At 72.7% G+C, this 13,076-nt stretch carries 12 protein-coding genes; 7 read left to right on the forward strand and 5 right to left on the reverse strand.

Annotated features, from left to right (window positions below):
• Positions 1–70 precede the first annotated feature (70 nt).
• The gene (locus tag IO33_RS0125800) at positions 71–1,537 is read left to right on the forward strand and encodes an amino acid permease (protein ID WP_031169107.1); all 1,467 of its coding nucleotides are present in this window, start codon (positions 71–73) and stop codon (positions 1,535–1,537) included.
• On the opposite strand, the gene IO33_RS0125805 is transcribed toward IO33_RS0125800, so the two are convergent.
• The gene (locus tag IO33_RS0125805; RefSeq protein WP_031169109.1) at positions 1,494–1,949 is read right to left on the reverse strand and encodes an ATP-binding protein; all 456 of its coding nucleotides are present in this window, start codon (positions 1,947–1,949) and stop codon (positions 1,494–1,496) included. The genes IO33_RS0125800 and IO33_RS0125805 overlap by 44 nt on opposite strands.
• Before the next feature lie 296 nt (positions 1,950–2,245).
• Here IO33_RS0125805 and IO33_RS0125810 point away from each other — a divergent pair, with 296 nt between their 5' ends.
• Positions 2,246–3,073, forward strand: a complete 828-nt coding sequence (locus IO33_RS0125810; protein ID WP_031169111.1) for an enoyl-CoA hydratase family protein — start codon at positions 2,246–2,248, stop codon at positions 3,071–3,073.
• Positions 3,074–3,079: 6 nt separating this feature from the next.
• On the forward strand, positions 3,080–5,347 hold the full coding sequence (locus IO33_RS0125815) for a bifunctional salicylyl-CoA 5-hydroxylase/oxidoreductase (RefSeq protein ID WP_031169112.1): 2,268 nt from the start codon (positions 3,080–3,082) through the stop codon (positions 5,345–5,347).
• A 58-nt stretch (positions 5,348–5,405) separates the two neighbouring features.
• On the opposite strand, the gene IO33_RS0125820 is transcribed toward IO33_RS0125815, so the two are convergent.
• Both IO33_RS0125820 and IO33_RS0125825 read right to left on the reverse strand, forming a co-directional pair.
• Positions 5,406–6,218, reverse strand: coding sequence for a PaaX family transcriptional regulator (locus IO33_RS0125820; RefSeq protein ID WP_031169114.1), 813 nt, complete (start codon positions 6,216–6,218; stop codon positions 5,406–5,408).
• A gap of 15 nt (positions 6,219–6,233) precedes the next feature.
• The gene (locus IO33_RS0125825) at positions 6,234–7,826 is read right to left on the reverse strand and encodes an AMP-binding protein (protein ID WP_031169116.1); all 1,593 of its coding nucleotides are present in this window, start codon (positions 7,824–7,826) and stop codon (positions 6,234–6,236) included.
• Positions 7,827–8,162: 336 nt separating this feature from the next.
• Between IO33_RS0125825 and IO33_RS0125830 the strand changes: the two genes are divergently transcribed.
• Complete coding sequence (locus tag IO33_RS0125830; RefSeq protein WP_031169119.1) at positions 8,163–9,299, forward strand: acyl-CoA dehydrogenase family protein; 1,137 nt, start codon at positions 8,163–8,165, stop codon at positions 9,297–9,299.
• Positions 9,296–9,694, forward strand: a complete 399-nt coding sequence (locus IO33_RS0125835) for a RidA family protein (RefSeq protein ID WP_031169120.1) — start codon at positions 9,296–9,298, stop codon at positions 9,692–9,694. Before IO33_RS0125830 ends, IO33_RS0125835 begins: the two co-directional genes overlap by 4 nt.
• 10 nt (positions 9,695–9,704) lie before the next feature.
• On the opposite strand, the gene IO33_RS0125840 is transcribed toward IO33_RS0125835, so the two are convergent.
• Positions 9,705–9,908 (reverse strand): DUF5999 family protein, encoded by a 204-nt coding sequence (locus IO33_RS0125840; protein ID WP_031169122.1) that lies wholly within the window; start codon positions 9,906–9,908, stop codon positions 9,705–9,707.
• A gap of 233 nt (positions 9,909–10,141) precedes the next feature.
• On the opposite strand from IO33_RS0125840, the gene IO33_RS0125850 reads away from it, so the two are divergent.
• Positions 10,142–10,573 (forward strand): DUF6299 family protein, encoded by a 432-nt coding sequence (locus IO33_RS0125850; protein WP_031169123.1) that lies wholly within the window; start codon positions 10,142–10,144, stop codon positions 10,571–10,573.
• 60 nt (positions 10,574–10,633) lie between these two features.
• Here the strand turns inward: IO33_RS0125850 and IO33_RS0125855 are convergent, their stop codons facing one another.
• A complete protein-coding gene (locus IO33_RS0125855; RefSeq protein WP_031169125.1) occupies positions 10,634–11,452 on the reverse strand; it encodes a GntR family transcriptional regulator in 819 nt (272 codons plus the stop codon).
• Positions 11,453–11,776: 324 nt separating this feature from the next.
• Here IO33_RS0125855 and IO33_RS0125860 point away from each other — a divergent pair, with 324 nt between their 5' ends.
• Positions 11,777–13,057 (forward strand): extracellular solute-binding protein, encoded by a 1,281-nt coding sequence (locus IO33_RS0125860; protein ID WP_031169127.1) that lies wholly within the window; start codon positions 11,777–11,779, stop codon positions 13,055–13,057.
• Positions 13,058–13,076 lie beyond the last annotated feature (19 nt).

The raw sequence follows: 13,076 nt of genomic DNA on the forward strand, positions 1-13,076 counted from the left end.
CCACCCATTTCCGGCGTCGTCGCCGCGACCCACCGGTCGTCCGCACCACCAGAAACGAGCACCACCCGCAATGCCCGCTCCCCGCATCAAGTCCCCGCACCTGCTGGTCGCCGAATCCGGCGCCGACCGCGAGGGACACGGCCTGAAGCGCACGATGGGCCTCTTCCAGCTCATCTGCTTCGGCGTCGGCGCCATCGTCGGCACCGGCATCTTCGTCGGCCTCTCCGACTCCGTCGCCCAGGCCGGCCCGGCCGTCGTCGTCTCCTTCGTCCTCGCCGCGATCACCTGCGTCTTCACCGCCTTCTCCTTCGCGGAGCTGGGCGGTGCGATCCCGGTCTCCGGCTCCTCGTACTCCTTCGCCTACGCCGGCCTCGGCGAGTCCACCGCCTTCCTGGTCGGCTGGTGCCTGCTGCTGGAGTACGGCATCTCCATCTCGGCCGTCGCCGTCGGCTGGAGCCAGTACGTCAACGAACTGCTGCACAGCCTCACCGGCGTGCAGCTCCCGGCCGCGCTGTCCGCGGGCCCGGGCGACGGCGGGATCGTCAACCTCCCCGCCGTGATCGTCATCGCCATGGCCTCGGTGCTGCTGGTGCGCGGCGTGCGCGAGAGCGCCCGGGCGACGGCCGCCATGGCCGCGGTCAAGCTGGTCATCCTGCTGGCCTTCTGCGCCATCGGCTACAGCGCCTTCAAGCACGGCAACCTCACCCCCTTCTCGCCGGCCGGCCTCGGCGGCATCGGCGCGGGCACCACGGCCGCGTTCTTCTCCTACATCGGCTTCGACGCGATCACCACCGCCGGCGAGGAGGCCAAGAACCCGCGCCGGGACATCCCGATCGCGATCATGGTCTGCATGGGCATCGTGACCCTGCTGTACTGCGCGGTCGCGCTCGCCGCGATCGGCGCCGTCGGCGGCAAGCAGGTCGCCGGCCGCCCCGCGGCCCTCTCCTACGTCGTCAACGAGGTCACCGGCTCCGCCGTCGGCGGCGGCGTGATCGCCTTCGGCGCGGTCGTCGCCATCGCCTCGGTCGTCCTCGCGGTGATGTACGGCCAGACCCGCATCCTGATGTCGATGTCCCGGGACGGGCTGATCCCGCGCGTCTTCGAGAAGGTGAACCCGAAGACCTCCACGCCGGTCGCCGGCACACTGATCGTCGCGGTCGTCTTCGCGCTCCCCGCGGCCTTCGCCTCCCTGGACGCCGTGATGAACCTGTGCACCATCGGCACGCTCGCCATCATGGCCGTCGTCAACATCGTGGTGATCGCCCTGCGCCGCCGCGAACCGGGCCTCAGCCGCAGCTTCCGCGTCCCGTTCTACCCCGTGGGCCCGCTGCTCGGCGTCGCCTTCTGCCTCTACCTGATGTACGAGACCGGCTGGCAGACCTGGCTGCAGTTCGCCGTGTTCCTCGTGGTGGGCCTGCTGATCTACGCCGGCTACGGCCGCCGGCACTCGACGCTGGCCCAGGCGGCCCCCGAGGCCGCGGCGGCCCCGGAGGTCACGCCGAGCGTCGCCGCTGAGCGGGAATCACAGGCAGTCTGAACCACACCGCCTTGCCCGACGGGGTGGGGCGGTGACCGCAGGACGAGCTGAGGGCGCGGATCAGCAGCAGGCCGCGCCCGCCCTCCTGCCAGGGGTCGGGTTCCTCGATCACGGGCCGGGTCAGATGGCCGGGCGGCGCCGGGTCCGGGTCGTGCACCTCGACCTGGCAGCCGGTCGGCAACAGCTCCACCACCAGCTCGATCGGGCCGCGCCCGGCGGTGTGCTCCACCGCGTTGGCCACCAGCTCCGCCGTCAGCAGTTCCGCGGTGTCGCAGTCGGCGGGGTGCTCCACCTCGGCGAGGGCCGTGCGCACCAGGGCGCGTGCCACGGGCACCGCGGCGGCGGTGTGCGGCAGCGCGATGCGCCAGGAGGCCGGTTCGGTGGGGCGTTCGTGCAAGGCGAGTCCGTTCATGGAGCAGGCTGTCCTGCTTTCGACTGTAGGAATGGTACGGGCCCGGCCACCACAGACCGTCGTCGGGCTTCGCCCGGGACCCTCGTCCCCGGTACCGGCGGCCTACCCCGGTGAACGCCCCGCCTCGCGCGGCCGCGCCCACTGTTACGGCGCTGTCGACGACCGGTGACGCGCGTGACCGGACTCGGCCGATCGGACGGCGGCCTGTCGCGCACTCGTGACGACAGTCACAAACAAGTGATAACTTCGAAGGACCGCGCAACGTACGGCACCGCCCCCCTAGGAGGCCGCACGTCATGAGTCCCTTCACCGGCTCCGCCGCCCGCACCTGCGACTGGGAGCACCTGCGCCTCCAGCTCGCCGACGGGGTCGCCACCGTCACCCTCAGCCGTCCCGACAAACTCAACGCGCTCACCTTCGGCGCCTACGCCGACCTGCGCGACCTGCTGGCCGAGCTGTCCCGGGAGCGGGCCGTACGCGCCCTGGTGCTGGCCGGCGAGGGACGGGGCTTCTGCTCGGGCGGCGACGTCGACGAGATCATCGGCGCCACCCTCGCCATGGACACCGCCCAGCTGCTCGACTTCAACCGGATGACCGGCCAGGTGGTGCGGGCGATCCGGGAGTGCCCGTTCCCGGTGATCGCCGCGGTGCACGGGGTCGCGGCGGGCGCGGGCGCGGTCCTGGCGCTGGCCGCCGACTTCCGGGTGGCGGACCCGACCGCCCGCTTCGCCTTCCTCTTCACCCGCGTCGGTCTGTCCGGCGGCGACATGGGCGCGGCCTATCTGCTGCCCCGGGTCGTCGGCCTGGGCCACGCGACCCGGCTGCTCATGCTGGGCGAACCCGTCCGGGCGGCCGAGGCCGAGCGCATCGGCCTGATCAGCGAACTGACGCAGGAGGGCCGAGCCGACGAGGCGGCCGGCGAACTGGCCCGCCGCCTCGCCGACGGCCCGGCCCTGGCCCACGCCCAGACGAAGGCGCTCCTGACGGCCGAGCTGGACATGCCCCTGGCGGCGTCCGTCGAGCTGGACGCCTCGACCCAGGCCCTGCTGATGAACGGCGAGGACTACGCCGAGTTCCACGCGGCCTTCACGGAGAAGCGCCCGCCCAAGTGGCGGGGGAGGTGACCTTTCATGCGTGTGGCGGTCATCGGCGGCGGCCCCGGCGGCCTGTACGCGGCGGCGCTGCTCAAACGGCTCGACCCGAGCCGTGAGATCACGGTCTGGGAGCGCAACGCCCCGGACGAGACCTTCGGCTTCGGCGTGGTCCTCTCGGACGAGACCCTCGGCGGCATCGAACACGCCGACCCCGTGGTCTACGAGGCGCTGCAACGGGACTTCGTCCGCTGGGACGACATCGACATCGTGCACCAGGGTGTCACACACCGGTCGGGCGGCCACGGCTTCGCCGCGCTCGGCCGGCGCCGTCTCCTCGGCATCCTGCACGACCGCTGCCGATCCCTCGGCGTGGACCTGAGGTTCTCCGCCGAGGCCCCCGGCCCGGACACCCTCTGCGCCGGGTACGACCTCGTCATCGCCGCGGACGGCGTCCACAGCACCACCCGCGCCGGGTACGCCGACGCCTTCCGCCCCCGGGTGAGCGAACACCGCTGCCGCTACATCTGGCTCGCCGCCGACTTCCCCTTCGACGCCTTCCGCTTCGAGATCGCCGAGACCGAACACGGCGTGATGCAGCTGCACGGTTATCCCTACGCGGCCGACGCCTCCACCGTCATTGTCGAGATGCGGGAGGAGGTCTGGCGAGCGGCGGGGTTCGACGAACTCGGTGCCCACGAATCCGTCGAGCGGTGCGCCAAGATCTTCGCCGACGCGCTCCGCGGCCGGCCCCTGCACTCCAACAACTCGGCGTGGACGACGTTCCGCACGGTCGTCAACGACCGCTGGTCGCACGGCAACGTCGTCCTGCTCGGCGACGCCGCGCACACCGCCCACTTCTCCATCGGCTCCGGCACCAAGCTCGCCGTGGAGGACGCGCTGGCGCTGGCCGCGTGCCTCGCGGAACACCCCGACGTGCCGAGCGCCCTGGCGGCCTACGAGGAGGAGCGCAAACCCGTCGTCGCCTCCACCCAGCGGGCCGCGCGGGCGAGCCTGGAGTGGTTCGAGAACCTGGGCCTGTACCTCGGCCGGCCGCCCCGCCAGTTCGCCTTCAACCTGCTCACCCGCAGCCGCCGCGTCACCCACGACAACCTCCGGCTGCGCGACGCCCGCTTCACCGAAGCCGTCGAGCGCGAGTTCGGCTGCCCGCCCGGAACACCGCCGATGTTCACCCCGTTCCGGCTGCGCGGCCTGACCCTGCGCAACCGGGTCGTCGTGTCACCGATGGACATGTACTCCGCCCACGAGGGCGTCCCCGGCGACCTCCACCTCGTCCACCTCGGCGCCCGCGCCCTCGGCGGGGCAGGACTCGTCATGACCGAGATGGTCTGCGTCAGCGAGGAGGGCCGGATCACGCCGGGCTGCACCGGGCTCTACACCGGCCGGCAGGCCGAGGCGTGGCGGCGCGTCACCGACTTCGTGCACACCCAGGCGCCCGGCACCGCGATCGGCGTCCAGCTCGGCCACTCCGGCCGCAAGGGCTCCACGAAGCTGATGTGGGAGGGCATGGACGAGCCGCTGCCGCGCGGCAACTGGCCGCTCGTCGCCGCCTCCCCGCTGCCGTACAAGCCGGGCAGCCAGACTCCCAGGCAGCTGTCCCGGGCCCAACTGACCGACATCCGTGAGCAGTTCACCGCCGCCGCCTGGCGGGCCGCCCGCGCCGGATTCGACCTGCTGGAACTGCACTGCGCCCACGGCTATCTGCTCTCCGGTTTCCTCTCCCCGCTGACCAACCACCGCACCGACGCCTACGGCGGCTCGCCGGAGCGGCGGCTGCGGTTCCCGCTGGAGGTCTTCGACGCCGTACGCGCGGTGTGGCCGGCGGAGCGGCCGATGACGGTCCGCATCTCGGCCACGGACTGGGCCGAGGGCGGCACGGACGCCGAGAGCGCGGTCGGGATCGCCCGCGCCTTCGCCGCACACGGCGCCGACGCGATCGACGTCTCCACCGGACAGGTCGTGGCCGAGGAGCAGCCGGAGTTCGGGCGGTCGTACCAGACGCCGTTCGCCGACCGCATCCGGCACGAGGTGGGCGTCCCGGTGATCGCGGTCGGCGCGATCTCCTCCTGGGACGACGTCAACTCCCTCCTCCTCGCCGGGCGTACGGACCTGTGCGCGTTGGGCCGACCGCATCTGTACGACCCGCACTGGACCCTGCACGCGGCGGCCGAGCAGGGCTACGACGGCCCCGGCGCCGTCTGGCCCGCGCCCTACCGCGCCGGCAGCAGGCCGCCCCGGACGGGCCGCACGGACGCACCCAAGCCCCGGCTGTCGCTGGACGGCTGAGATGTCGGTGCCGTCGGGTGCACTCGGCCCGTGAGCACGAGGTACGAGTACGACCCCCTCACACCCCCGCGAACCGCGCCCCCGCGTCCCGCAGGCGGGCGTGCAGTCCCCGGAAGACCTCCGCCGAGCGCACGCCCGGCCAGCCCGCGGGCAGCAGCGGGGTGGGCAGGCCCGGATCGGTGTAGGGGAGGTGGCGCCAGGAGTCCAGGGCGAGGAGGTAGTCGCGGTAGGCCTCCGCGGGCGGGGTGTCCGGGCGGTGCTCCCAGGCGTGCAGGACCGGGGCGTGCGCGTCCAGGAAGCGTTCGTGCTCCTTGGCGATCGCGGCCAGGTCCCACCAGCGGGCGACCGCCTCGGCCGTGGGCGCGAAACCCAGGTGCTCGCCCCGGAAGAAGTCCACGTACGGATCCAGCTGCAGCCGGCGCAGGGTGTGCCGGGTCTCCTCGTACAGCCGGGCCGGGGCGATCCACACGCCGGGGGCCGCCGTGCCGAAGCCCAGGCCCGCCAGCCGGGAACGCAGCACATGCCGCTTCTGGCGTTCCGACTCGGGCACGGAGAACACCGCGAGCACCCAGCCCGCGTCCTCCACGGGCGTGGTGGCGTAGATCCGCCGGTCGCCGTCGTCCAGCAACTGGCGTGCCTCGGGGGAGAGTTCGTAGCCGGCCGCGCCCTGTTCCGTGCGGGCCGGCAGCAGCAGCCCGCGCCGTTTGAGCCGGGACACCGAGGAGCGGACGGAGGGCGCGTCCACGCCGACCGCGGCCAGGAGCCGGATCAGCTCGGCGACGGGCACCGGGCCCGGCATGAAGCGGCCGTACGCGCCGTAGAGCGTGACGATGAGGGACCTGGGGGCGTGCTGGTCGGACACGTTGATCATTTTAGGTCGTCGGCGTCACTGCCGGTCACCTTCGGTGCGAAGCCGGAACCGCTGGAGCTTCCCGGTGGCCGTGCGGGGCAGGGCGTCCAGGAAGACGAACTCGCGCGGACACTTGTACGGCGCCAGCTCGGACTTGAGGAAGGCGCGCAGGGGCTCGGGGTCGCGTGCGGCCCCGTCGCGCAGCACCGTGTAGGCGACGACCACGTGTCCGCGGGTCTCGTCGGGCCGGCCCACGACCGCCGTCTCCAGCACGTCCGGGTGCCGCAGCAGCGCGTCCTCCACCTCCGGTCCGGCGATGTTGTACCCGGCGGAGATGATCATGTCGTCGGCGCGGGCCACATAGCGGAAGTAGCCGTCGGGCTCGCGGACATAGGTGTCACCGGTGACGTTCCAGCCGCCCCGCACGTACTCCCGCTGTCGCGGGTCGGCGAGGTAACGGCAGCCGACCGGGCCGCGCACGGCGAGCAGGCCGGGCTCGCCGTCGGGCACCGGTGTGCCCTCCGCGTCCTGCACGCGCGCCTGCCAGCCCGGCACCGGAACACCCGTGGTGCCCGGCCGGATGTGCTCGTCCGCGGCGGAGACGAAGATGTGCAGCAGCTCGGTCGCGCCGATGCCGTTGATGACGCGCAGGCCGGTGCGGTCGTGCCAGGCCCGCCAGGTGGCCGCGGGCAGGTTCTCACCGGCCGACACACAGCGCCGCAGCGGCGAGAGGTCGTACCCGTCGAGCAGCTCCAGCATGGCGCGGTAGGCGGTCGGGGCGGTGAAGAGCACCGAGACACCGTGCTCGGCGATCGCGGGCAGCAGCCGGCGCGGGCCCGCCTCCTCCAGGAGCAGGGAGCTGGCGCCGGCCCGCATCGGGAAGACCACCAGGCCGCCCAGGCCGAACGTGAAGCCGAGCGGGGGGCTGCCGGTGAAGACGTCGTCCGCCCGGGGGCGCAGCACATGTTCCGAGAAGGTGTCCGCGATCGCCAGCACGTCCCGGTGGAAGTGCATGCACCCTTTCGGGTGACCGGTGGTGCCCGAGGTGAACGCGATCAGGGCCACGTCGTCGGCCGCGGTGTCGACCGCCGGGTACGGCGTGCCGGGTCCGGGGCGGTTGAGGAGGTCGTCGGGGCCGTCACCGCCGTACGTCGTGATCCGCAGCCCGGGTATGTCGGCCTTCGCCAGGTCGTCCACCGAGCGGATGTCGCACAGCGCGTGCCGCACCAGGGCGATGTCGCACAGCGTGGCCAGCTCGTGCGCGCGCTGCTGGGCCAGCACGGTGACCGCTATCGCGCCCGCCTTGAGGACGGCGAGCCAGCAGGCGGCGAGCCAGGGCGTGGTGGGGCCGCGCAGCAGGACCCGGTTGCCGGGGACCACGCCGAGGTCGCCGGTGAGCACGTGCGCGATCCGGTCGACGCGCTCGCGCAGGTCGCCGTAGGTCCAGCTGGGGCCGTCGGGGGTGTGGAAGACGGGGCGGGCAGGGTCGGCGTGGCCCAGGAGTTCCGCGGCGCAGTTGAGCCGGTCGGGGTAGCGCAGCGCCGGCAGGTCGAACCGCAGCTCGGGCCACTCGTCCGGCGGCGGCAGATGGTCGCGCGCGAAGGTGTCGACGTGGGCCGAGCGATGCATGGCGGTTCGCCCCCTTGCCGTGGCTGGCGTCGAGACGGGCGTCGTGATGGGCTCGCGATTCGAGCGTATCGTGTTGGTGACGGCAGTCAAGCTTGCGCGATAACGTGGGAAGTGAGAGGACGGGGGCCGCGACGGCCCGCCCCGGACGGTGAGGGTGAACAGGGCCCGGGCCCGCTCCGGGTGGTAGTGGTGAGGGGGCGTGACGGCCCGCCGCGGACGGCGGCGGGAGGGGGTCGGTGGCCGGCCCCCGGACAGGACGGGAGGCGCCGCGGTGGCGTCGGCCCGGACGGCGACGGGGTACGGTCCTGGCGGCCCGCCCCGGAGGGAGGACCGGCAGTGCCCGCATTCTCACTCGGACCCGAGCAGATCGCCTGGTGTGCCGAGCTGCGCACACGGGCCGCCGAACGGCTGCGCCCGCTCGCGGACAAGGGCGAACCGGGACACGTCAACCGGCCGCTCCTCGTGGAACTCGCCCGACTCGGGCTCCTGGCACGCCTGTTCACCTCCGGCGCCCTCGACCTGTGTCTGATGCGCGAGTCCCTCGCCCAGGCCTGTACCGAGGCCGAGACCGCCCTCGCCCTGCAAGGACTCGGCGCCCATCCGGTGCACGCCCACGGCAGCCCCGCGCAGCGTGAGCGCTGGCTGCCCCGGGTCGCCGACGGCAGCGCGGTCGCCGCCTTCGCGCTGAGCGAGCCCGGGGCCGGCTCGGACGCGGCCGCGCTCTCCCTGGCGGCCGAGCCCGACGGCGGCGCGGGCTGGCGGCTCACCGGCGTCAAGTGCTGGATCTCCAACGCCCCCGAAGCCGACTTCTACACCGTCTTCGCCCGCACCACACCCGGTGCCGGAGCCCGCGGCGTGACCGCGTTCCTCGTCCCGGCCGACCGGCCCGGCCTCACCGGCAGCGCGCTGGAGATGCTCTCGCCGCACCCCATCGGCGCCCTCGACTTCGATGCCGTCCCGGTCGGCGCCGACGACGTGCTCGGCGAGAGGGACCGCGGCTTCGCCGTCGCCATGGGGACCCTCAATCTCTTCCGGCCCAGCGTCGGCGCCTTCGCGGTCGGCATGGCCCAGGCCGCCCTGGACGCGACCGTCGCGCACACCCGGCGGCGCGAGGCGTTCCACGGGACCCTGCGGGACCTGCAGACCGTCTCCCACCAGGTCGCCGAGATGGCGCTGCGCACCGAGGCGGCTCGGCTGATGGTGTACGCGGCGGCGACCGCGTACGACGAGGGCGCCGCCGACGTCCCGAAGCGCGCCGCGATGGCCAAACTGCTGGCGACCGAGACCGCGCAGTTCGTCGTCGACACCGCCGTCCAGCTGCACGGCGCCCGCGCCCTGCGCCGCGGCCACCTCCTCGAACACCTCTACCGCGAGGTGCGCGCCCCGCGCATCTACGAGGGGGCGAGCGAGGTCCAACGGGGCATCATCGCCAAGGAGCTGTACGCCACGGCACGACCGGAGGAGGCCCGGTGAGCACCGAGCGCGTCAACCCGCCCGAGCTGTCCCCGCCCACGGGCTTCTCGCACGCCGTCGTCGCGACCGGCTCACGCGTGGTGTTCCTCGCCGGCCAGACCGCCCTCGACCCCGACGGCAAGATCACCGGGGGGACACTCCCCGAGCAGTTCGAGCGGGCCCTCACCAACCTCCTCGCCGCCCTGCGCGCGGCCGGCGGCACCCCCGCCGACCTCGCCCGCGTCACCGTGTACGCCACGGACGTGGCCGCCTATCGCGACCAGGTCCGCGAACTGGGCCGCATCTGGCGGAAGTCGGCGGGCCGGGACTATCCCGCGATGGCCGTCGTGGAGGTCGTACGGCTGTGGGACGAGCAGGCTCTGGTGGAGCTGGACGGGTTCGCCGTACTGCCGTAGGGAGCCCGGGTCAGGCGGCCACCGCGAGCCGCTCGGCCGGGACCCGGCGGGGCGGCACCACGCTGCCGTCCGGGTGCAGTTCCCCGCTGTCGTCGAAGACGATGGAGCCGTCGCACAGCAGGGTCCAGCCCTGCTCGGGGTGGGCGGCCACCGGGTGCGGCGTGCCGGTGCGGGACACGGGGCACCCGGAGAGGGAGGACGGACAGGAGCACATGGCGCACCTCCACATCGGCGGCGAGGGGGCCGGCGCGTTCGGCCGGCACCCGCATACCCAGACCATGCTCCCGCCGTGAACGCCCCGGAACCGCCTGTCGTGAAGCGTGACAACACGCGGACAACTCCCGGACGGTTCCAAGACGCGCCACCGAAGGAGTGACTATCACGCCTGCCGGACCGGCCGCCCGGTACGAGTGGAGCCCTGAGCTCACGAACACCGGGAGGTACCCCATGCCGGCTCGCCCCGCCCTCGCCGCGGCCCTCGGCACCGCGGCCCTGCTGTGCGCGGCCGTCGCCCCGGCAGCCGCCGGCGCGTCCGAGACCGTGACCGTCGACAAGACCGGCCACATCACCGAGGACGGCACCGTCACCCTCTCCGGCACCTACCGGTGCACCGGGGCGACGGGCGCCGCCTTCGTCAGCTCCGCGGTCAGCCAGAGCGACAAGGACAGCAAGACCGTGTACGGCATCGGCGGCAGCGTCGCCCGGTGCGACGGCGCCGAGCACCGGTGGAAGAACACCGGGAAGGTCTCGCCGGACTCCTTCAAGGCCGGCAAGGTCCACGTCCAGGCCACGGTGACGGAGCTGCGCTCCAGCGGCCTGCTGTTGCTGCCGTCCTTCCACGCCGTCCAGGCGAAGGACATCACGCTCACCCGGAAGTGACCGGGCTCCCGCCACGCCGCCGGCCACGTGCCCCGGGTGCGCGCGGGCCGCGCCGCCGGGTCAGGCGCGACCGCTCACGTCCCCGTCCGCCGCGGCCGGTCCGCGGCGGACCACCCGGCCGTCGGGTCTGCGCAGGGCGGCCACGAACTTGTAGCGGGAACCCCGGTAGACCGAGCGCACCCACTCCACCGGCCGGCCCTCCGCGTCCCGGGAGTGGCGGGACAGCAGCAGCATCGGCAGGCCCACGTCGGTGGCGAGCAACTGCGCCTCGCGCGGGGTGGACAGCGAGGTCTCGATGGTCTCGTCGGCCTCCGCGAGATGGACGCCGTGGACCTCGGCGAGCGCGGTGTACAGCGACGGGTAGGTGGCCAGGGACGCGCGCAGGCCGGGGAAGCGGCGCGCGGACAGATGGGTCGTCTCGATCGCCATCGGGTCGCCGCCGGCCAGCCGCAGCCGCTCGATGCGCAGCACCCGTTCGCCGATCCCGATGCCGAGCAGTCCGCAGAGCCTCTCGTCCGCCGGCACCTCCCCGATGTCCAGCACCTGCGAGGCGGGCGTCAGGCCCTGGGCGCGCATGTCCTCGGTGTGCGAGGTGAGCTGGAGCGTCCGGGAGAGCTTGGGCTGGGCGACGAAGGTGCCCTTGCCCTGGATCCGGTCCAGGCGGCCCTCGCCCACGAGTTCGGTGAGCGCCTGCCGGATGGTGGTCCGTGAGGTGTCGAACCGCACGGCGAGCAGCCGCTCGGCCGGCATCGCCGAGCCGGGCTGCAAGTCCTCGGCCATGGCGAGCAGCCGCTGTTTGATCCGGTAGTACTTCGGGACGCGCGCGGTGCGGCCGGACGCCCCTGAGTACGGCTGGGCGCTGCTGACGTCGGTGGTCATGCCTGCCTTCCCGGCTGTGTCGACGGTCTCCCGTTATAGCGACCAACTGCCCTATGGTCTAGTCCAACTCGCCTCCGCCGGGCCAGGTCCAGCCGGACGCCGGGCGAAAGGGGCGGATGTGGACGGACGCGCTCCGGTGACGTTCTCGTAACGGCCGGAATCGGCTTCCCTGGCCACCCTTGACACCCCGAAAGGTCTAGGCCAAGCTCCACCGTACTGGTCTACACCATTAGCGGCCAGGTCCCGAGCCCTACGTGCAACAGCGTCGTACGCAGGTCACCGCCGAGGGCGTGGGGGGTTAGTGGCATCCCTGAGGAGGGTGGCGTGAAGCGCAAGCTCGCTGCCGCGATCGTGATCGCGGGCATGATGGTCTCCGTTGCGGCGTGTGGCGGAAACGACGGCAAGGACAGCGGCAAGGACGCGGGACCGGACAGCTGGAAGGGCCAGACGCTCACGGTCTGGACCATGGACGGCTCCGCGCCGCCGCAGTGGACCAAGGACGTCCAGGCCGCGTTCGAGAAGAAGACCGGCGCGAAGCTGAAGTTCGAGATCCAGAAGTGGGACGGGATCCAGCAGAAGATCACCACCGCCCTCTCCGAGAACAACCCGCCGGACGTCCTGGAGGTCGGCAACACCCAGACCCCCGCCTACGCGGCCACCGGCGGTCTCGCCGACCTCGCCGACCTCAAGAAGGAGACCGGCGCCGACTGGACGCCCTCGGTCTCCCAGTCCTCGGTGTACGAGGGCAAGCAGTACGCCGCCCCCTGGTACTTCGCCAACCGCGTCGTCATCTACAACAAGAAGATCTGGGCGAAGGCCGGCATCAAGGGCACCCCGAAGACCCGCGACGAGTTCTTCAAGGACCTGGACACCATCGGCAAGAAGACCGACGCCGAGCCCCTCTACCTGCCGGGCCAGAACTGGTACTTCCTCGACGGCCTGATCATCGGCCAGGGCGGCGACCTGGTGAAGAAGCAGGGCGACAGGTACGTCTCCAACCTCGCCGACCCCAAGGTCGCCGCGGCCATGGACCTCTACAAGAAGTACGCCTCCTACTCCAAGGCCCCCAAGGACAAGGACGAGGCCACCCCGCAGCAGGCCACCATCTTCGCCAAGGGCAAGACCGGCGCGTTCATCGGAATGGGCTGGGAGGCCGGCACCGCCGTCCAGGCCGACAAGGCCATCGAGAAGGACCTCGGCTACTTCACCATCCCCGGCGCGAGCGCCGACAAGCCCGAGGGCGTCTTCCTCGGCGGCTCCAACCTCGCCGTCGCCCAGAACAGCAAGAAGCAGTCGCTGGCCAAGGAGTTCCTGAAGATCGCCCTGTCCGACCGGTACGAGGGCGAACTGGCCAAGCTCAACGGCGTCATCCCGAACAAGACGTCCCTGCAGGGCAACCTCAAGGGCAACGGCGCCGCCGAGGCCGCCGCGCCCGCCGCCGCGGGCGGCGGCACCACCCCGCTGATCCCGGAGTGGGCCGCGGTGGAGAACACCCCGAACCCGATCAAGTCCTACATGACCGCGGTGCTGGGCGGTAAGGCTCCCGCGGCGGCCGCCAAGGACGTCGAGGGCGAGATCAACAAGCGCCTGGCCCAGCAGAACTGATGTCCCGCCGGGGCGCCGC

The sequence above is a fragment of the Streptomyces durhamensis genome, assembly GCF_000725475.1.
GTDB classification, from domain to species: Bacteria; Actinomycetota; Actinomycetes; order Streptomycetales; family Streptomycetaceae; genus Streptomyces; species Streptomyces filipinensis.

Bases quoted from the DNA above. Each gene is read 5' to 3' on its own strand.
- IO33_RS0125820 (WP_031169114.1), bottom strand. From the start codon at position 6,218: ATGATCAACGTGTCCGACCAGCACGCCCCCAGGTCCCTCATCGTCACG.
- IO33_RS0125855 (WP_031169125.1), bottom strand. From the start codon at position 11,452: ATGACCACCGACGTCAGCAGCGCCCAGCCGTACTCAGGGGCGTCCGGC.
- IO33_RS0125825 (WP_031169116.1), bottom strand. From the start codon at position 7,826: ATGCATCGCTCGGCCCACGTCGACACCTTCGCGCGCGACCATCTGCCG.
- IO33_RS0125840 (WP_031169122.1), bottom strand. From the start codon at position 9,908: ATGTGCTCCTGTCCGTCCTCCCTCTCCGGGTGCCCCGTGTCCCGCACC.
- IO33_RS0125815 (WP_031169112.1), top strand. From the start codon at position 3,080: ATGCGTGTGGCGGTCATCGGCGGCGGCCCCGGCGGCCTGTACGCGGCG.
- IO33_RS0125850 (WP_031169123.1), top strand. From the start codon at position 10,142: ATGCCGGCTCGCCCCGCCCTCGCCGCGGCCCTCGGCACCGCGGCCCTG.
- IO33_RS0125805 (WP_031169109.1), bottom strand. From the start codon at position 1,949: ATGAACGGACTCGCCTTGCACGAACGCCCCACCGAACCGGCCTCCTGG.
- IO33_RS0125810 (WP_031169111.1), top strand. From the start codon at position 2,246: ATGAGTCCCTTCACCGGCTCCGCCGCCCGCACCTGCGACTGGGAGCAC.
- IO33_RS0125800 (WP_031169107.1), top strand. From the start codon at position 71: ATGCCCGCTCCCCGCATCAAGTCCCCGCACCTGCTGGTCGCCGAATCC.